At 58.1% G+C, this 18,720-nt stretch carries 15 protein-coding genes and 4 tRNA genes; 11 read left to right on the top strand and 8 right to left on the bottom strand.

Features of this window, described 5'->3' with window-relative positions; translation table 11 throughout:
• Nucleotides 1-7: 7 nt before the first annotated feature.
• The 5 genes from HLUCCO03_RS02405 to purE all read right to left on the bottom strand — a co-directional run bounded on the left by HLUCCO03_RS02405 (nucleotide 8) and on the right by purE (nucleotide 5,454).
• On the bottom strand, nucleotides 8-595 hold the full coding sequence (locus tag HLUCCO03_RS02405) for a LemA family protein (RefSeq protein ID WP_027832591.1): 588 nt from the start codon (nucleotides 593-595) through the stop codon (nucleotides 8-10).
• Between the two features lie 44 nt (nucleotides 596-639).
• Complete coding sequence (locus HLUCCO03_RS02410) at nucleotides 640-2,706, bottom strand: bifunctional diguanylate cyclase/phosphodiesterase (RefSeq protein WP_027832590.1); 2,067 nt, start codon at nucleotides 2,704-2,706, stop codon at nucleotides 640-642.
• Nucleotides 2,707-2,961: 255 nt separating this feature from the next.
• Nucleotides 2,962-3,540 carry a superoxide dismutase [Fe] gene (sodB, locus tag HLUCCO03_RS02415; protein ID WP_027832589.1) on the bottom strand — a complete coding sequence of 193 codons (579 nt, stop codon included), beginning with the start codon at nucleotides 3,538-3,540 and terminating at the stop codon, nucleotides 2,962-2,964.
• 133 nt (nucleotides 3,541-3,673) lie between these two features.
• Nucleotides 3,674-4,786 (bottom strand): 5-(carboxyamino)imidazole ribonucleotide synthase, encoded by a 1,113-nt coding sequence (locus HLUCCO03_RS02420; protein WP_027832588.1) that lies wholly within the window; start codon nucleotides 4,784-4,786, stop codon nucleotides 3,674-3,676.
• A gap of 176 nt (nucleotides 4,787-4,962) precedes the next feature.
• Nucleotides 4,963-5,454, bottom strand: coding sequence for a 5-(carboxyamino)imidazole ribonucleotide mutase (purE, locus tag HLUCCO03_RS02425; RefSeq protein ID WP_027832587.1), 492 nt, complete (start codon nucleotides 5,452-5,454; stop codon nucleotides 4,963-4,965).
• Between the two features lie 179 nt (nucleotides 5,455-5,633).
• On the opposite strand from purE, the gene HLUCCO03_RS02430 reads away from it, so the two are divergent.
• The 6 genes from HLUCCO03_RS02430 (at nucleotide 5,634) to HLUCCO03_RS02455 (ending at nucleotide 8,403) form a co-directional block, all read left to right on the top strand.
• Nucleotides 5,634-6,617 (top strand): hypothetical protein, encoded by a 984-nt coding sequence (locus tag HLUCCO03_RS02430; RefSeq protein ID WP_027832586.1) that lies wholly within the window; start codon nucleotides 5,634-5,636, stop codon nucleotides 6,615-6,617.
• A 139-nt stretch (nucleotides 6,618-6,756) separates the two neighbouring features.
• Nucleotides 6,757-7,635, top strand: coding sequence for a DUF2846 domain-containing protein (locus HLUCCO03_RS02435; protein WP_027832585.1), 879 nt, complete (start codon nucleotides 6,757-6,759; stop codon nucleotides 7,633-7,635).
• A 103-nt stretch (nucleotides 7,636-7,738) separates the two neighbouring features.
• Nucleotides 7,739-7,951 (top strand): hypothetical protein, encoded by a 213-nt coding sequence (locus HLUCCO03_RS02440; protein WP_197025683.1) that lies wholly within the window; start codon nucleotides 7,739-7,741, stop codon nucleotides 7,949-7,951.
• A gap of 143 nt (nucleotides 7,952-8,094) precedes the next feature.
• Nucleotides 8,095-8,170, top strand: a tRNA-Val gene (locus tag HLUCCO03_RS02445).
• Between the two features lie 69 nt (nucleotides 8,171-8,239).
• Nucleotides 8,240-8,316: transfer RNA gene (locus HLUCCO03_RS02450), tRNA-Asp, on the top strand.
• Nucleotides 8,317-8,327: 11 nt separating this feature from the next.
• Nucleotides 8,328-8,403, top strand: a tRNA-Val gene (locus HLUCCO03_RS02455).
• A 179-nt stretch (nucleotides 8,404-8,582) separates the two neighbouring features.
• On the opposite strand, the gene HLUCCO03_RS02460 is transcribed toward HLUCCO03_RS02455, so the two are convergent.
• Nucleotides 8,583-9,989 carry a 3-oxoacyl-ACP reductase gene (locus HLUCCO03_RS02460; protein ID WP_027832583.1) on the bottom strand — a complete coding sequence of 469 codons (1,407 nt, stop codon included), beginning with the start codon at nucleotides 9,987-9,989 and terminating at the stop codon, nucleotides 8,583-8,585.
• 166 nt (nucleotides 9,990-10,155) lie between these two features.
• Here HLUCCO03_RS02460 and HLUCCO03_RS02465 point away from each other — a divergent pair, with 166 nt between their 5' ends.
• Together HLUCCO03_RS02465 and HLUCCO03_RS02470 are read left to right on the top strand one after the other, a co-directional pair.
• On the top strand, nucleotides 10,156-11,493 hold the full coding sequence (locus tag HLUCCO03_RS02465) for an acetyl-CoA C-acetyltransferase (RefSeq protein ID WP_027832582.1): 1,338 nt from the start codon (nucleotides 10,156-10,158) through the stop codon (nucleotides 11,491-11,493).
• 99 nt (nucleotides 11,494-11,592) lie between these two features.
• Nucleotides 11,593-11,669 (top strand) — tRNA-Met (locus HLUCCO03_RS02470).
• A 71-nt stretch (nucleotides 11,670-11,740) separates the two neighbouring features.
• Here the strand turns inward: HLUCCO03_RS02470 and HLUCCO03_RS02475 are convergent.
• On the bottom strand, nucleotides 11,741-12,766 hold the full coding sequence (locus HLUCCO03_RS02475; RefSeq protein WP_027832581.1) for a CNNM domain-containing protein: 1,026 nt from the start codon (nucleotides 12,764-12,766) through the stop codon (nucleotides 11,741-11,743).
• 155 nt (nucleotides 12,767-12,921) lie between these two features.
• On the opposite strand from HLUCCO03_RS02475, the gene HLUCCO03_RS02480 reads away from it, so the two are divergent.
• The 3 genes from HLUCCO03_RS02480 (at nucleotide 12,922) to nhaD (ending at nucleotide 17,235) form a co-directional block, all read left to right on the top strand.
• Nucleotides 12,922-13,305, top strand: a complete 384-nt coding sequence (locus HLUCCO03_RS02480) for a hypothetical protein (protein WP_027832580.1) — start codon at nucleotides 12,922-12,924, stop codon at nucleotides 13,303-13,305.
• Between the two features lie 70 nt (nucleotides 13,306-13,375).
• Nucleotides 13,376-15,901, top strand: a complete 2,526-nt coding sequence (gene secD / locus HLUCCO03_RS02485; RefSeq protein WP_027832579.1) for a protein translocase subunit SecD — start codon at nucleotides 13,376-13,378, stop codon at nucleotides 15,899-15,901.
• Complete coding sequence (nhaD, locus tag HLUCCO03_RS02490) at nucleotides 15,898-17,235, top strand: sodium:proton antiporter NhaD (RefSeq protein ID WP_027832578.1); 1,338 nt, start codon at nucleotides 15,898-15,900, stop codon at nucleotides 17,233-17,235. Before secD ends, nhaD begins: the two co-directional genes overlap by 4 nt.
• Here nhaD and HLUCCO03_RS02495 read toward each other — a convergent pair.
• Nucleotides 17,225-18,706: an amidase gene (locus HLUCCO03_RS02495; protein WP_027832577.1), complete on the bottom strand. Its 1,482-nt coding sequence runs from the start codon at nucleotides 18,704-18,706 to the stop codon at nucleotides 17,225-17,227. The two genes, nhaD and HLUCCO03_RS02495, sit on opposite strands and share 11 nt — an antisense overlap.
• Nucleotides 18,707-18,720: the final 14 nt, after the last annotated feature.

Below are 18,720 nucleotides of genomic sequence, written 5' to 3' on the forward strand. Positions count from 1 at the left end.
ACCGGCCTCAGAAGGCGACTTTCGGTGCCTGGCGGGCCTCAGGGGATTCCAGTTCCAGCTGGGAGGACGGTTTGAAGGCGAACAGCCCGGCCACGATATTGTTGGGGAACTGCTCGCGGAAGATGTTGTAGCTCATGACGCCATCGTTGTAGGCCTGGCGTGCGAACGAAACGCGGTTTTCCGTACTGGACAGCTCTTCCATCAACTGCTGGATGGTCTCGTTGGCTTTCAGTTCCGGGTAGTTTTCCGCAACCGCGTAAAAATTGGCAAGGGCTTTGGACAGCATGTTTTCGGCGCTGCCCAGGCGCTGGATCTTGCCGCCATCGGCCGGGTCGCCGGCGGCGTCTTTCTGGGCACTGACGGCATTATTGCGGGCCTGCATCACTTCAGTGAGGGTGTTGCGTTCGTGGGAGAGGTAGGCCTTGGCGGATTCCACCAGATTGGGAATCAGGTCATGGCGGCGCTGTAACTGCACATCGATCTGGGCAAAGCCATTCTTGAACTGGTTGCGCAGTGATACCAGGCGGTTGTAGATAAAAACGATATAGACAACGAAAACCGCAATTACGATCAGACCAATCAGCGTGGTTCCCATGGCGACTCCTTGCGTGCTGGGGGATCAGGTTGGGTGCCTGGTGCTCAGGCGTTATTCTCCACGATTTTATCGTGAAAGCCGGCGACGAACCTCTCAAAATCGTGGGGTTTGAGTGGCTTGCTGAAGAAATACCCCTGCGCCAGCTGGCAGCCTCTCTGGGCGAGGTAATATTCCTGCTCTGCGGTTTCCACGCCCTCAGCGACAACGGTCAGGTTCAGGCTCTTGCCGAGGTCGATGATGGTATTGGCAATCCGGGTGTCTTCTTCGTTGATCAGCAGGTCACGGATGAACTGCTTGTCGATCTTGAGGTGCTGCACCGGCATACGCTTGAGATAGGTCAGAGACGAGTAGCCGGTTCCGAAATCGTCCACGGCGATGCTGATACCGGCCCTGTGGAGGCGCTTCAGCTTGTCCACGGCATCTTCCAGGTTGGTCATGAAGCTGGTTTCTGTGACTTCCAGTTCAAGCCGGCCGGCGGGAATATTGTGCCGTTTCAGGGTGTCCAGGATGTCGTCCACGATGGCGTCCTGGCGAAGCTGCACGGCCGACAGGTTGACGGCAATCCTCAGTGGCATTCCGTCAGTAGCCCAGCGGGCCGCCTGCCAGCAGGCCTGGTCCAGGACCCATTGGCCGATTTCTACAATGCTGCCATTCATCTCGGCAACGGGAATGAAATGATCGGGCGGAACAAGGCCCTTTTCCGGGTGTTCCCAGCGGATCAGGGCTTCTGCACCGATAATGCGACGGGTCTGCAGGTTGATCTGGGGCTGGTATACCAGATGGAACTGGTGACTGTTCAGGGCTGCGGAGAGGTCTTTCTCGAGCTGTTTACGCTCACGGATCTCCTGGTCAACGCTGGCCACGTAGAACTGGAAGTAGTTGTGTCCGCTTTCCTTGGCCAGCGCCATGGTCTGCTCTGCGCTCTGCAGTAACCGGTCGCCCTTTTCGGCATCGCCCGGAAACAGGGCAATGCCCAGGGTTGCCGTCATGGTAACCGTCTGGTCTTCAAAGATCATCGGGCTGCTCAGAGTTGCCAGAATCCGGTCGGCGGTGTTGGCGGCCTGGAAACCGTCTCTCAGGCCTTTTTCCACAATCACGAACTGGTCACTGCCAAGCCGGGCGATGGTAAAACGGGTGCCACCCAGCGTCTGGGTAAGGCGATCGGCAACTGTCTGAAGGATCAGGTCACCGGTGCGGAAACCACACTGCTCATTGATGGATTTGAAATCGTCGATGCCACAGCAGATCAGGGACAGCACGGACTTGTCTTCCCGGGCCTCCTCGATGTCCGACTGAAGAAGCTCCATAAACGTATCCCGGCTTGGCAGGCCGGTGAGCTGGTCGTACCTGGCAAGCCGGTTGACCCGGTCCTCTGCTTCCCGATGTCGGGTCTGGCTGTCCCCAATGGCTACCAGCAGGTTATTGGTGGCATTTACCCAGAGCCCCAGCTCGTCGTTCTGGTGGCCCCGGGGTAGATGGATAAGGTTATCGTCCGGATGTTCCGGGTTTACCTGCTTTACCGACTGGACAATCCGCAACAGCGGGCGGGTGAGCAGAAGATGAAACACAATGAACAGCACCATTCCGAGGATAACCGCAATGGCGATACCGGAGCCGAAAGTGACCGAGGCACGTTCAAGCCAGGTGCCGGCGGCCGGGCCAGTATCATAATGCAGTTCAAGATAGCCATACACATTCCTGCCACTGGCGTTACCGCTGCGGGAGAGTTCCTGGCGATAATCACGCTCGGCGCCGAAAATCGGGTCGGTAATGGGCCGGAAGGGGCTTTCCTGAAGTGGTCGGTCACGGCGGCCGAGGGCCTCACCGTCAGGATGGGTAATCCGTGCCAGGCGAATGGCTTCCTGGGCAAACAGGCCGTCGACTACCTGCTGGGCCAGGTCGGAATCAATACTGAAAACGGCCTGGGTAGAGGCGTCCCTGACCAGTGCCATGGTCTGTTTTGCCTGCTCATCAAGCGAGGAAGAAACGCGCCTTGCATCGAGGATTACCTGAATGGTGCTGACGACAATTCCGCTGATCAGCGCAACAGCCAATACCCATCGCAGTACTCGGTATCCAAGGCGATGTTCTACCTCAAAGGAATTTTGCATGAAGGCCTGTGTGATTTATTTCAACTGAATGAGACCCGGCACCGCATTCCTGTGGTGGGGGCACTCCCGGTCTGTTGTTGTGTTACAAGTATGGATCAGATTTCAGTTACTGCATTCAGTATCGGCAATTTTTCCAGATATTTCAGGGTTCAGGTGTATCATTTTGTAATGCAGGTGCGCATGCCGGATACAAAAACGCCCGCAAATTTGCGGGCGTTCAGGTGCAGGTGATACTGCGCTACTTACGAATCGCTGTTACGCCAGGTTGTCGTTAACAAAATCCCAGTTAACGAGCTTCCAGAACGCATCCAGGTAGTTCGGGCGGGAATTGCGGTAATCGATGTAGTACGCATGCTCCCAGACATCAACCGTCAGCACCGGCTTGTCTGCTGTGGTCAGCGGCGTTTCGGCGTTACTGGTGTTCACGATGGCTACGCTGCCATCGGCTTTCTTCACCAGCCAGGTCCAGCCTGAACCAAAGTTGTTGGCGGCCTTGTCGTTGAATTCTTTCTTGAAATCCTCGAAGGAGCCAAAGGCTTTCTCGATGGCATCCTTGGCAGCACCGGTAGGTTCACCACCACCGTTCGGGCTCAGGCAGTGCCAGTAGAAGGTGTGGTTCCAGACCTGGGCTGCGTTGTTGAACAGCGGGCCACTGGCGCTCTTGATGATGTCTTCGAGCGACTTGTTGGCGTTGTCCGTACCTTCGATCAGGCCGTTGAGCTTGGTAACGTAGGTGTTATGGTGCTTACCATAATGATACTCAAGGGTTTCCTGAGAGATGTGCGGTTCCAGTGCGTTCTTTTCATACGGCAGTGCGGGAAGTTCAAATGCCATGAGGTCGTTCTCCCTGGTTCTCTCTGTTTATGTGGATGTAAACCATAAATATAGGGGCGGTTTGAGTTATATCAACCCCTTGCGCCCAACTTCGGAGTATAGGGAGGCGGGCCTCCCTTCAGAACCTTTGCTGTTATCCAGTCAACTTACTTTTGAACTCCGGACAGCCGGGCAAAAACTGGGCGCAGTTTTTTACCCGCCATACCAATTCTTCGTAGCTGTCCGCCAGGACGGTCACATGACCAAGTTTGCGCCCCGGGCGTTCGCCTTTGTTGTAGAGGTGTAGATGAGCGTAGGGCAGTTCGAGGATTCGTTCAATGTCACCATGCTCGGCAATGATATTGATCATGCAGCTGACACCCCTTGGCTCGGTGTTTCCAAGTGGGTAACCGCTTACCGCACGAATATGATTCTCGAACTGGCTGGTCATCGCGCCCTCGATGGTCCAGTGCCCGGAGTTATGCACCCGTGGAGCCATCTCGTTGGCCACCAGGCCTTCGGCGGTTTCAAACAGTTCCAGGGTCAGTACGCCGACATAATCCAGCTCGTTCAGCAGCGCCTTGATGTAGCGCTCGGCGTCTTCCTGAATATGCTTTTCAAGCTTCGGAGCCGGGGCAACGGAGTAGCGCAGGATGCCTTCATGGTGGGTGTTTTCCGCCATGGGGTAGAACGCCAGCTCGCCGTCTTCGGCGCGGACAGCGATTATGGACACTTCGCGGCGAAACTCGACGAATTTCTCGACAATCAGGCGCGGATGGCCAATGGACTGCCAGGCTGCTGCGGCTTCTTCCGGTGAGCGAAGAACCGCCTGGCCCTTGCCGTCATAGCCTTCAGTGTTGGATTTTGCCACAACCGGGCAGCCCAGCTCTTCGGCGGCAGCCTGCAGCGACTCGGCACTGTCTGCAATTTTCCATTGCGGTGTCGGGATGCCGAGTTCACCGAATAGCGTCTTCTCCATTTCGCGATTCTGACAAACCTGGAGGGCGCGGGGGCAGGGATGAACCGGCTTCTCTTTGGCAATTTGCTCGGCCACTTCAACGGGTAAGTGCTCAAATTCATAAGTGACGCGATCTACGCGGGAGATGAAGTCGTCCAGATATTGGCCATCCCGGTCAATAATCACTTCACCCAGCCCGGCACTGGGGCTACCCGACATATCGTAGAAAACAAACGTCTTGGCCAGCGGGTACCCGGCCAGCGCCAACATACGCCCAAGCTGTCCAGCCCCTAGAACACCAATTCTCATCTGTTATCTCCTGCCTTCAAGGGCATCTACAAAAGTTCGGTGTTGTGAGCGGGTCGGGGCAGGCTTTCCAAAACACGCTCAAGCACATCCCTGTGGCGCTTGAGCTCCGCCATCCATGGCTCCGCACAGTTTTGGAAAGCCTGCCCCGACCCGCTCAGCCGACTATGGAGTTGTATTCACTGATCGCTGGGATCAGGATTATCCAGAATCGTCTGTGTCTGGTTCGCGCGGAATTCATCGACCGCCTTACGGACATCGGCGCTGAAAGTTCCGATAATCTGGGCCGCTAAAAGACCTGCGTTGGTGGCGCCCGCGTTTCCAATAGCCAGAGTACCGACCGCAATACCGCCAGGCATCTGCACAATAGAAAGCAGCGAATCAAGACCGTTGAGTGCCTTGGACTGGACAGGAACACCCAGTACTGGCAATGACGTCTGTGAAGCGACCATGCCGGGCAAATGGGCAGCGCCACCAGCGCCAGCGATAATGACCTTCAGGCCCCGGTCAGAAGCGGTTTTGGCGTAATCAAACAGCAGATCCGGGGTGCGGTGGGCGGAGACAACTTTTGTCTCATATGGCACGCCCAGCTTGTCGAGCATCCCGGCGGCATGTTCCATGGTGGGCCAGTCTGACTTCGAGCCCATGATGAGTCCTACAAGCGGCTGCATATGCAACAGTCCTGATGTGTGAGAAAGCCGGCCATTGTATGTAAGGCCCTGTGACCATGCAAACAGACGATGATCTGGCGTTGTCCGGCCCCACCTTTCCGGGCCTTCATTTTGCTGTGTCGCCAGGTACGGGTATTATCAGGCCTTATTACCCTTACCGTCCATATCCTGGAGCTGTTATGGAACCGATCCGTCCGGATGATGATGAAGTACGCGCTGGCACCAAGCGGGAAGAAGGTTTGTCTGCCCAGCGGGAACCGAAGGCTGAGAAAAAGGCGGCTGTGGGCAAAAAGCCCGAACCGCCGGGGCAGGGTGGTGACAGTGGCACCCGGAAACCGGCCGGCAAATCCTCCGGTGGCGGTGGTTCGGGCCGTGGATTCGTGTTGGGTGTTGGTCTGCTGGTCGTGGCAGGAGCGGCCGGGGCAGGCTGGTACCAGCAGGAACAACGAATACAGATGCTCGAGGGCCAGCTGGAAGAGGCGGATTACTGGGCGCGCCAGAGCAAGCTTGCCCTGGCACGGTTTGAAGGGGACCTCTCCGAGACCGGCGAGAGTCTGCAGGAAAAGGGGAAGTCCATTGAGGATCGGCTGGCTGACCAGGATGAGCGCCTTGATACCGCGGACAGCGAAATACGCAAGCTCTGGGGGGTGACCAATGACCGCAACCGCAAACGCCTGGATGATCACGAGTCAAGGCTGGAGTCGCTGCAGGCAGATGTGGACAGCGGCAAGGGCGACCGGGAACAACTGGCGGCGTCTCTGAATGAGCTGGAGGCAGATCTGGCGGCCCGGATGGAAGAGGTGACATCCGACCTGGAGAAACAGGTTACAGAGGTTCGTGAAGCCGGCCAGAAGAATGACTCCAGGCTCACCGAGCTTGATGAATCACTCGACGGTGTCGACAAACTGGTTGAACGCCAGTTGCAGCGCTTTGAGCGGGAGCAGAAGCTGACTATCGATGGCCTGGAAAGCCGGATCGCGGCACTGGAGAAGGCGACGGAAGATCTGTCCAGTGGCGGTCAGCTGGATGCAGTTCGTGGTGATCTGTCGGAGCTCGAGAAAACCGTTGAGTCGATCGATTCCTCCCGTTCCCAGTTGACGTCACGTCTGGTGCGGTTATCAGAGGAAGTCAGTGATCTGCGCTCACAGATATCAGGGCAGTAGCACGCCCTGATATTCGCCTGCACTGGTGTGGCCGGGCTGTGTAACAGTTTGTATTCATCCCTTGCGGTAGCTCTCAGTTCCGCAGGTACGCAGTTGCTATGATCGGGGCAACTCGCGAAAGGATGAAGAGTGAACAACAATGAGAACCCGATTTCTTTTTCCCGGTCTTCCCCGTTTTCTGGCAGCGGTGTTAACGGTTTTTCTGCTGGTTTCCGGCTCAGGCTGCACGGTGTACCAGTCCATCGGCAAGAGCGTGGGCTCGTTCCTGCATCCGGTATCCGGGCATGATTTTGTCCATATCGATAACGATCAGTGGGATCGCAGCAACGCGGTTCTGTATTTCTATCGCACCCACTCGCAGTGGGCGGCGGATGAAATAGAAGCCCCCAGTGTCTACATCGACGACAACCACTACTTCAATATCCGCAACGACAGTTTCACCTGGCTCGAAGTGGCCCCCGGCGAGCGCCACATTGCCATACGCCGGCCGTTGCTGGGGCTTGAAGGGCTGAACTCCTTCAGTCTCAGCCTGATTGCCGATGCCAACCTGAAGGTAGAGCCGGGCAAGATCTATTACCTGCGCTACAACGAACTGGAAGAGCCCGAGAGCACCCATCCTGAACTGGCCGAAGATCACCCTTTGACGTCAGGTGACTTGCAACTGGTCACGCGGGAGTATGCCATGCAGTCTGACGAGATTGTTTCCACGCGTTTTCTCAACAGCGACCTGCTGGCGCCCAATCACGCCGCGGTCTCGATTGTAGAGGTCAACGAGGACGGCGATTACGAGCGTGATCTGGCATTGCTGGAAGAGGAGCGTGAGGAAGAAATCGAGCGCCTGAAGGCAGAAGGGAAATATGAAGAGGCGCCCTGGTACTGGCCTTTCGGGGGTGGTCCGACCCAGCCGCTGGAGAGTGACCGCAAGCTGAGAGAGCTTGAGCAGGATTATGCGGCCCTTGAGCAGGAGCGTAAACGGCGCGAGGAAGAAGAGGGCGGTGGCGGCTGGTGGATTTTCTGAGGCCTGAAGTGGCCTCTGGTGAATTGTGGTTTTCGGTGACTGTTACTAGACTGTAGGACGTCAGGTAAAACAGGGTCGCGGAAACATGTCGCTGAAGGATTCAATGCAACACACATTTCGCAGGCTTTCGGGAGACCTCAGAAAGCGGCTCGAGCATCTGAACTGTTCACTGGCGGAGCGTGCCCTGCCGGAGGATCGCAAACACCGTGTCAGCGAGATGTCGCTCCACCGAAAGGCGCGGCAGGCGGGCCAGAAAAGTACGAAGCTCAAGGTGGTTGAGGGTGTCAAAAAGGCTTCCGGTAACAAACAGGCCTGATCAGAAAGTGCACATTTTATAAGGGCTTGCGGGATTGTTCAGAAAAATCCCGGAAAAAATTTGACACCGCCAGACAAATGCTTAAAATGCGCGTCTCACTTGGTTGAGACAGCAACGCTGAATCACCAGTGCGCTGCGAAAGTGGGCGGTTAGCTCAGCTGGGAGAGCATCGCCCTTACAAGGCGAGGGTCACTGGTTCGATCCCAGTACCGCCCACCACTTTTCAGCATCGCCGGGCCACCCCGCCCGGTTTCAGATCCCTGAGGCCGTTCAGGCCGGGATTGATGCGGAGCGGTAGTTCAGCTGGTTAGAATACCGGCCTGTCACGCCGGGGGTCGCGGGTTCGAGTCCCGTCCGCTCCGCCATTTTTATTCCCGGGTGGTTAGCTCAGCTGGGAGAGCATCGCCCTTACAAGGCGAGGGTCACTGGTTCGATCCCAGTACCACCCACCATTTTTCCCCTTGTTATTTTGTCGCAATCCAGGTGCTCTGGGTCGTCGGATTACGGCTGCGCCTAATCCGACCTACGGGGCACGGATGCCGACAATGGCGTAGCCCCGTAGGTCGGATTAGGCGCAGCCGTAATCCGACACCACGACTCCCAATCCGACACCCTTACCTCGACACCCTTCTTACTTGCCGATCAACGACTGCCCACAAACCCGGACCACATTTCCATTCACACCGTTCGATGCCGGGTTGCAATACCACGCAATGGCTTCCGCCACGTCTACTGGTAATCCACCCTGGGAAAGGCTGTTCATGCGCCGTCCGGCTTCGCGGATGGTGATGGGCATGGCGGCGGTCATCTGGGTTTCGATAAAGCCGGGGGCGATGGCGTTAATGGTTACGCCGTTCTTCACCTGTTTTGCCATGGCTTCCACATAGCCGATCACGCCGCATTTGGCAGTGGAGTAGTTGGTCTGGCCAAAGTTGCCGGCAATGCCGCTGATGGATGAAATGCACACAATGCGGCCGTTCTCCCGCAGCAGTTCCCGGTGCATCAGTTCCTCGTCGATCAGTTCCTCCGCCGTCAGGTTCACGGCGATGGTCATGTCCCAGAAGTGCTCCGGCATGTTGCCCAGGGTTTTGTCGCGGGTGATGCCGGCGTTGTGAATAACCAGGTCAATGCCGCCGAAGTGCTCCTGCACGAAGTCTGCAATCTGCTTCGGTGCCCTTTCATCGGTAATGTCACAGGCCAGGGCCTTGCCCTTGATAGCGTCGGTGACTTTCTGCAGCTCTTCCATGGCCGGCGGAATATCCAGACCGATGACCGTTGCACCGTCCCGGGCCAGCGTTTGCGCAATGGACGCGCCGATGCCTCTCGAAGCACCGGTTACCAGTGCCACTTTTCCTGTCAGCGGCGCCACCGGATTGGTTGCCGGTGCATCGGTGGACTTGCTGATGCGGGCGACCTGTCCGGACACATAGGCTGACCGGGCAGAGAGGAAGAAGCGCAAACTGGAGTCCAGCTGCTTTTCCGCGCCAGGCGCTATCCACAGCAGGTTCGCGGTGGCGCCCTTCTTGCCGACTTCCTTGCCCACACTGCGAACGAAACCTTCCAGCGCCTGATGGGCGGCTGCCTTCGCCGGCTGGCGGCAGGTGGCCGGGTTCTGGCCGATCACCAGAACGCGGCCATTGCCAGCGAGCTTGCGGATGGTAGGGTGGAAGAAGTCGTAAAGCGCTCTCAGGTCAGTGGTGTCTTTCATACCGGTGGCATCGAATACCAGCGCCGAGAATTTCCGTTCGATGTCGGCGTCCAGGGGCAGTGGCTCTGCTTTATTGCCGCCTTTGGCAGAATCGGTCAGAGTATTCACAGCACTGGCATGAAAGAGGTTTGCCGGGCTTGCGCCCAGCAGGCTGGCAACAGCGCCAATGGCCTTGCTGCCATTGGCGGCACCGATCAGTACATCGCCCTCGATAAATGGCTGGTCAGCGCGTTTCCAGCGTTTCAGCGGCACGGGGGAGGGCAGCCCGAGTGTCTGGGCGGTGGTTTTGCCCACCGGGGTATTGACGAATTTGAGATAAAGATCAGACATGGCATTTTCCTTTTGCAAGACGAATATCGGCGTACAGGTTAAAGAATCGGGCCGTTTTTGGATTGACTCAACGCTCCCCTGTTGTTGTCAGGGATGCCAATGAGCCAGGCCCCCCCGGCGCTAAACTGCAACGCAATGAATACACTCGTTCAAACAGGACACCATCATGGCACAGGCACCGAAAAGCACCCAAAAGAAAACCACGGCACCGAAAAAGACCGCGGCCTCCGGAAGTGGCGTTCGCCGGGTTGCAGTGATTGGCGGTAACAGGGTTCCCTTCGCCCGCTCCAATACGGCCTATAGCAAGGTCAGCAACCAGGAGTTGCTGACCGCTGCCCTGCGGGGGCTGGTCGATCGCTTTGGCCTGCAGGGGCAGCGTGTGGGCGAGGTGGTTGCCGGCGCTGTGATCAAGCACTCAAGGGACTTCAATCTGACCCGCGAGTCCGCCCTCAGTAGTGGCCTGGCGCCTGAAACCCCGGCCTACGATATCCAGCAGGCCTGCGGAACCGGCCTGGAGGCGGCTATTCTGGTGGCCAACAAGATCGCCCTGGGGCAGATCGAGTGCGGGATTGCCGGTGGTACCGATACCACATCCGACGCGCCCATTGGTGTTGGTGAAGGCTTGCGGGATATTCTGCTGGACCTGAACCGTGCCAGAACCACCGGTGAGCGGTTGAAGGTTCTCAGCCGTTTCCGCCCAGGGCACCTGAAGCCGGAGATTCCTCAGAACGGCGAGCCCAGAACCGGGTTGTCCATGGGTGGCCACTGCCAGATTACCGCCCACGAATGGTCGATTCCCCGCGACGAGCAGGACAAACTGGCCTATGAAAGCCACCAGAAACTGGCCGCGGCCTACGAGGAGGGATTCTTCAGGGATCTGATGACCCCCCTGGCCGGCCTGGAGAAAGACAACATTCTGCGCCCGGACACCACGCTGGAGAAGCTGGCGACCCTCAAGCCGGTGTTTGATCGGGACAATGGCACCATGACCGCAGCCAACAGCACGGCGCTGACCGATGGTGCTTCCTGTGTGCTGCTGGCCAGTGAGGAGTGGGCCAAGGCCAATAATATGGAGATCAAGGCCTATCTGACCTTCTCTGAAGTGGCGGCTGTGGATTTTGTGGACAAGAAAGAGGGCCTGCTGATGGCGCCGGCCTATGCCGTGCCACGCATGCTGGAAAAAGCCGGGCTTACGCTTCAGGATTTCGATTTCTACGAAATCCACGAGGCCTTTGCCGCGCAGGTGCTTTCCACCCTCAAGGCATGGGAAGACCCGGCTTTCTGCAAGGATCGGCTGGGGCTGGACAAACCCCTGGGCAGCATTGACCGCAGCAAGCTGAATATCAAGGGCAGCAGCCTTGCCACCGGACACCCCTTTGCGGCTACCGGAGGGCGTATTGTCGCCACTCTGGCGAAGCTGCTGGAACAGAAGGGCAGCGGCCGCGGGCTGATCTCCATCTGCGCCGCAGGCGGGCAGGGGGTGACCGCGATACTGGAGCGATAAGTATCCGGAAAAATTCATTTTTTCCTTTGACAGTCACGGTTTCTACCCGTACCATTCTCACCTCGTTGATCAGGGGTTCCCTGGCAACAGCCAGTTTGATGCGGGGTAGAGCAGTCTGGTAGCTCGTCGGGCTCATAACCCGGAGGTCGTTGGTTCGAATCCAGCCCCCGCTACCATACAGAAAAGGCAGATCAGTACGTGACTGATCTGCCTTTTTTATTTCTGTCGCAGCAAAAGGCTGGCCAAGCTAGGCTTTGCTCGTATCCTTTCGCAGCTTCCTGCTCCAGCGCTGCTTGGCGTAGCGACGCAGGTTCGATACGTTGTCGGTCTCATCCATGATTTCAGTGCCCAGAAGGGTTTCCAGGATGTCTTCCAGAGTCACCACGCCGAGCCAGGTGCCGAGCTCGTCGTAGACCATGGCCATGTGCTGCCGTTCCCTGAGCATTTCCGAAAATACATACTCGATGTTGGTGTTTGCCTTGATTTTCTTTATCTGGCGCAGGTTGTCCATGAGGGAGGCGCCAGGTTGCAGGTTGATCAGGTCTGATTTATGGATATAACCTAGGGCTTCCCCCTCCGAATCGATAATGGGATACCGCGAGAACGGTGCTGACCGGGTTTTTTCCCTGAACTGCTCAAGGGTGGTGTCCGGAGTGATGGTTTTGCACACCGTGCGAGGTGTCATGACAGAGCTGACCTTGATCTCGTGAAAGCGGAGGACATTCTGGATCATTCTGCGCTCGTCTTCATCCAGCGCTTGTTGATCACGCCCTATCTCAGCGAGCGCACTGATCTCTGCCCGGATATCCGTATCGGCATCGCCCGGGGTGAGTCGCCTTGTTACCTGTTTTGACAGCCACACAAAAGGCAGCAGTATAAGAACCATGGTGCGCAGGAACGCCGGCAGTATAGGGGCGATGCTTCTCCAGTACTTTGCGCCAATGGTCTTGGGAATGATTTCCGAGAGAATCAGGATGGCCAGGGTCATGACTGCCGAGGCTGCCCCGACCCAGGCCTGGCCGAAGACCACGGCTACCTGGGCCCCGACGCCAGTCGCACCGGCGGTATGGGCAACCGTATTGAGGGTCAGAATGGCCGCCAGCGGGTCATCAATCTCATCCTTGAGTTTGCGCAACTGCTTGAACAGTGTCGTGTTCGATTTCTTCAGCGACGCGATGTAGCTGGGCGTGATTGATAGCAGTGCCGCTTCAAGGATCGAACAGAGAAAAGAAAAGGCAATAGAAAGTACCGCGAATGCGATCAGGAGTGTCATAACAACCTTGTGGTAGTGGAAACATCGCAAGTTTATCGAAAGCCAGGCTACGCGTGAATCCCTGAATCTAGGTAGTTTCCCCTTCCGGATCAGGATTCAGTTGACGGAGATCCAGCCCGGCCCCAGACTTATATCCGGGCCTGAGGGACATGGCAATGAGCGCAGCAAAAATCGACTATCAGTGGGCAAAAGCGACGCCAGTTGCCTCCCTGTCATTGATACTGATGCTGTTTATCATCGTTTCCGGCAGCACTGGCTTGTTATCTCCAGGAAGCCTTGCTGATCCCCGCGCCTTCACCGAACTCCAGCAGCATGCACTGGCGCCTCACGTCGAGAAAATCCGCGTGGAAAGGACCTTTGTCGCCACCATGGCCGGCTCCGGAAACGATCATGATGGTCCTGACGGGCTGCCTGCTGGTCCCCCGGATTCTGGCGCCGACGACGCTGTCCAGGCTCTCTTTGTCGTCCCGGTATGCAATGGCCCGGGTCCGTGCCGTGCTTTTGTGCGCCCACTGCCCAGGGCTCCTCCTCTGGCGTAATCCTCCCCTGTTTACGGCTGTTCCGTGGGAACAGTCAATCCAAATAGATGGCGTTCCTGAGGGTTACCCCATGAAATCTCTGCGTTCACGAGCCGTAGTTTACGGTCTGGTGATTGTGCTTGGCTTGCTGAGCGCATTACCAAATATCCTGCCCCATAAATTGTCCGGAGAACTGCCCGATTGGTATCTGGAGAATACTGTTTGCCTGGGCCTGGATCTCCAGGGTGGTTCACACCTGCTCCTGGAGGCGGATATCCAGGAACTGGTTGCGACCGAATATGAAACGGTTGCCGATGAGCTGACCGAGTCCCTCCGTGAGGCGGGTATTCGCTACGGCCGTGCCCAGATGACCGATGCGGGAATCGAGCTGCCGGTACGCCAGGCTGACAGGGTATCCGAAGCGGCCAGCCTTGCCCGGGCGCTGGCTACGGAAACGCCGGATGGCACGCGCCGGTTTGACGTTGACCTGCATGGTACGCGCCTGGTGTTGACCCTGACCGGGCCCTGGCGGGAGAGCATTGCCCGGGATGCGGTGGAGCGCAGCCTGGAAGTGGTCAGGCGGCGCCTGGACGAAACCGGACTTGTGGACCCCAGTATCACCCGCCAGGGCAGTGACGGCATCCTGGTGCAGATGCCGGGCGTTGCCGACCCCAGCGAGATTCGTGAGCTGCTGGGTATCACTGCGAAAATGACCTTTCACTGGGCTGCTCGGCAGACGTCGCGGGACGATATTCCCGTGATCACCCTGCCGGACGCCCAGGACGACAGGCAGCACAGGCTCGAGCAGCGGGTTGCCATGGCCGGCGAGCACATTCGCGATGCCCAGTTGGCGTTCAATCCGGATACCGGCGAACCGGTGGTCAACTTCAAGCTGGACGATGAAGGTGCGCAAATATTCGGGGACATGACCCGGGACAACATCGGTCGTCCCCTGGCGATCGTGCTGGATGGCGAAGTGATTACCGCCCCGGTGATTCGCAGCGTGATCGGTGGTGGCAGTGGTGAGATCAGTGGCGCGTTTACCACCAGGGAAGCCAGTGATCTGGCCCTGCTGCTGCGGGCCGGCGCCCTGCCGGCGCCGTTGCATGTGATGGAAGAACGCACCGTTGGCCCGGACCTGGGCAGTGATGCCATCGCCATGGGGCTGACCACCGGTTTGCTGGGTGCGGCCATGGTGATTGCTTTCATGGTGGGCCTGTATGGTCGCTGGGGGCTGATTGCCTGTGTGGGGCTGACGGTGAACATTGGCCTGGTCTTCGGGATACTGAGCCTGCTGGGGGCGACCTTGACCTTGCCGGGCATTGCCGGAATCATCCTCACCATCGGCATGGCGGTGGATGCCAATATCCTGATCAACGAACGTATCCGCGAGGAATCCCGTCGCGGCAAGCCGGCGTGGATGGCCCTGCGTGAAGGTTTCGGCAAGGCCTACAGCACGATTCTGGACTCCAACTTTACCACCCTGATTGCCGTCAGCCTGCTGTTCCTGTTTGGCAGCGGCCCTGTAAGGGGGTTTGCTGTCACCATAGGCATCGGCCTGGTGACCTCGCTGTTTACGGCGATTGCCGTCACCCGCCTGATCATGGAGTGGCGTATCCGGGGCCATGAACGGGAGGCGCTGGTGATTTCCGGCAATGCCTGGCTGGACCAACTCGGTGAACGCGGTGTGAATTTCATGCGTGGCCGGGTGATGGGGCTTATGGTGTCGGCGGTGCTTTCCGTTGCGGCCATTGCCCTGTTCGTGCAGCCCGGGCTGAAATACGGTGTCGATTTTACCGGCGGTACGGTAGTGGACGTGCGGGCCCAGGGGGTTACCGTGGACCAATTGCGCGCCACCCTGCAGGCGCAAGATCTTGAAGACGCCTCCATTCAGGAGGCTGGCGCTGACGGTCGTTTCCTGATCCGCCTGCCGGCAGAGCAGGGCGCTCCCGGTGCGACGGCGGAGCAGGTGGCATGGCTCAAAACCGCGGTTACTTCACTGGAGCCCGGTGCCGAGTTTCCGAAAGTGGACATGGTGGGCCCGAAAGTCAGCGGCAGTTTCAGCGATGCCACGATCCTCGCCATTCTGCTGGCGGGCGCCGGCATGCTGGCGTACCTCTGGTTCCGTTTTGAGTCTCACTTCGCCTGGGCGGCCGTACTGACCATTGCCCTGGATCTCACCAAGACCATTGGCTTCTTTGCCCTGGCCGGCGTGGAGTTCAACCTGACGGCAGTGGCTGCGATGCTTGCGTTGATGGGATATTCAGTCAACGATAAGGTGGTAGTATTCGATCGCATCCGCGAAAATATGCGAATCGCCCCGGAGCGGCCAATGCTGGAGCTACTCAACGAGAGTATCTCCTCCACATTGACCCGTACCGTGTTCACCTCGGTAACCACCTTCCTGGCTCTGCTGCCCATGGGCATTGCCGGTGGAGCGGCGGTATCCAGCTTTGCATTACCCATGCTGTTCGGCATCGTGATTGGCACCAGTTCCTCGGTTTTTATCGCATCGCCGATTCTGTATTACCTGGGCCAGAGACGCGCTGGCAAGGGACTCCCTCAGTTGCGGCCAACGGCCGATGAAATTCGTCGTGAACTGGAGTTGATTCCATGAATCTTGTTGACCATCCGGTAGGCTATCTGGCGCTGGCGATTTTTGGGCTGGCTTACGTTCTGGTGATGCTGGAGGAGCGGATCCATCTGCGCAAGTCCAAGCCCATGCTGATTGCCGCAGGACTGATCTGGGTGCTGGTGGCCATTACCTATCGGGTTGCGGGAGCCAATGGCGAAGTCGAAGAGGCGATCCGCCACAATTTCCTGGAATACGCTGAACTGTTTTTCTTCCTGCTGGTGGCGATGACATACATAAATGCCATGCTTGAGCGCGGCGTTTTCGATCAGTTACGGATCTGGCTGCTGGGTAAGGGTTACGGTTACCGGCGTCTGTTCTGGATTACCGGTGTCCTGGCATTCTGTATCTCGCCGGTGGCGGACAACCTGACCACGGCACTGATCATGTGCGCGGTGGTGATGGCGGTGGGCCGTGACAGCGCGGCTTTTGTCTCGCTTTCCTGTATCAATATCGTGGTCGGTGCCAATGCGGGGGGCGCATTCAGCCCGTTTGGTGATATCACCACGTTGATGGTCTGGCAGAAAGGCATTCTTCCGTTCCAGGATTTTTTCCTCCTGCTGCTGCCCTCGATGGTGAACTTCCTCGTGCCGGCTGTGCTGATGCATTTTGCCCTGCCAAAGGGCCAGCCGGCCTCGCCGGAGTTCTACGATAATGTCATTCGTCCGGGCGGGCTGGTGATCTGCGGCCTGTTTCTGCTGACCATCGTCACCGCTATCAGTTTCCACCAGTTCCTGCATATCCCTCCGGTATTCGGAATGATGACGGGGCTGGGTTACCTGAAGGTATTTGGTTTCTACCTCAAGCGCCACGAGGAGTACCACTGGAACGAAAGCTTTGAAACACCTCCCGGAGACAGCTCCGGGGACCGGACGCAAGGTCGTCGTGCCTTTGATGTGTTCTCCCACATTGCCCGCTCGGAATGGGACACGCTGTTCTTTTTCTACGGAGTCATCATGGCTGTTGGCGGGCTGGGTTTCATCGGTTACCTGGGCATGATGTCCGCCACACTCTATGGCGACCTGGGCCCCACTCTCGCCAATGTCATGATCGGGGTGATTTCGGCACTGGTCGACAATATCCCGGTGATGTTCGCGGTATTGACCATGAACCCGGCAATGCCGGACTTCCAGTGGTTGCTGGTAACCCTGACGGCCGGTGTTGGTGGTAGCCTGTTGTCGATAGGTTCAGCCGCAGGTGTCGCCCTTATGGGGCAGGCGAGAGGGCAATATACCTTCCTCAGCCACCTGAAGTGGACACCGGCGATCGCCCTGGGCTATGGAGCCAGTATCTGGGTGCACTTCCTGGTTAACGGCTGAGATCTGGTGGGCGCTGGAAGCCGGCAAGCCCGTCTGCTTCCAGCAGCTCCGCGAACCGGATGGTGGTCAGATCCATTCCCGGCGCCCCGATCACCTGCACGTTAAATGGCAGACCTTCCTTCGTTCTGCCAATCGGTACCGAGGTTGCCGGCAGGCCCAGGAGTGTGGCAAGGGCAATCCAGCAGAACTGGTCCATATAGGCCCTGGGTTGGCCAGCCACGGTAATTCGTCGTTTGAAGACCGGGTGGCTGTGGTCGTGGCGGATGGCCGTGGTGGGCGTAACCGGGGTCAGCAGAACATCGAATTCTTCAAACAGCGACATGATTTCAGCCCGCATTTTCTCCCGGGTTTCGTTCCAGGCCATCCACTGATAGACCGGTTGATTCACCCCACGGCCGTATTCACCCATGAACGCTGTAACCGGCCCGAACAGGGGCAGCCATTTTTCAAGCCGGGCTATCCACTTCATCTGTCGGCGCTGGGCCGGTTTCAGGGAGGTGCTCAGCAGGCTGCCCAGAAGATTGAAATAAACCGGCAGAATGTGTTCCAGGTTCAACAGGTTGTGGTGTGCTTCGGACACTAACGCGCCGTGGTTTTCCAGGTCCTGGCCCAGTTGCTGGTAGCCGGTTACCAATTCATCATCTACCGGACACAGGGGGTCTTTCAGCCAGAGCCCAACCCGGGCCTGTTCCAGGCAGTCAATGGCTGCCGGCGCCATGGCCAGCTGCCAGCTGGTGCGCTCCCTCTCTCCGGGGCCGGCGATCACCTTCAGCAGCAACTCCAGGTCGCTCGCGGAACGGGCCAGGGGACCACCCTCGGCAAGGTCAGGACGGGATTCGGTACCCGGCGGCCCAGGAATATGGCCCCTGAACGAGACCAGCGCCCGTGAGGGCTTGTGGCCGAAGATGCCGCAGAAGTGGGCTGGCGTGCGGATGGAGCCGGCCAGGTCGCTGCCCACTTCCAGGGGAGTCATCCCGGCTGCCAGGGCCGCGGCGGCGCCACCTGAAGACCCACCCGGGGTATGCGCCGGATTGTGGGGATTGTTGGTGACGCCAAAGAGCTTGTTGTAACTCTGGAGGTCGGTGGCGTAGACGGGAACGTTGGTTTTTCCCAGGATAATGGCACCGGCGTCTACCAGGCGTTTGACGACATCCGCATGCTTTTCCGGGAGGTGATTTTTCAGCGCAGGTGCGCCCGCAGTGCAGGCCATCCCCGCCACTTCCCAGGTATCCTTCAGTGTCAGTGGCAGGCCGTGGAGAGGGCCTGTGGGGCCACCCCGCGCCAGGGCTTCATCGGCCTTCCGGGCCTGTTCCATGGCTTTCTTTTCGTCCAGTGTCACAACCGCATTGATGGTGCCGTTGTGCTGGTGGATCCTTTCCAGAAAAGCACGGGTAAGTTCCATGCTTGTTAGCTTGCCGTTCTTGAGGTCGCTAACAAGTTCGGTGGCAGGGCGGTAATGCAGTGGATTCATGGTTTCCTCGTTGG

This window comes from Marinobacter sp. HL-58, from assembly GCF_001314605.1.
Taxonomy (GTDB): Bacteria; Pseudomonadota; Gammaproteobacteria; order Pseudomonadales; family Oleiphilaceae; genus Marinobacter.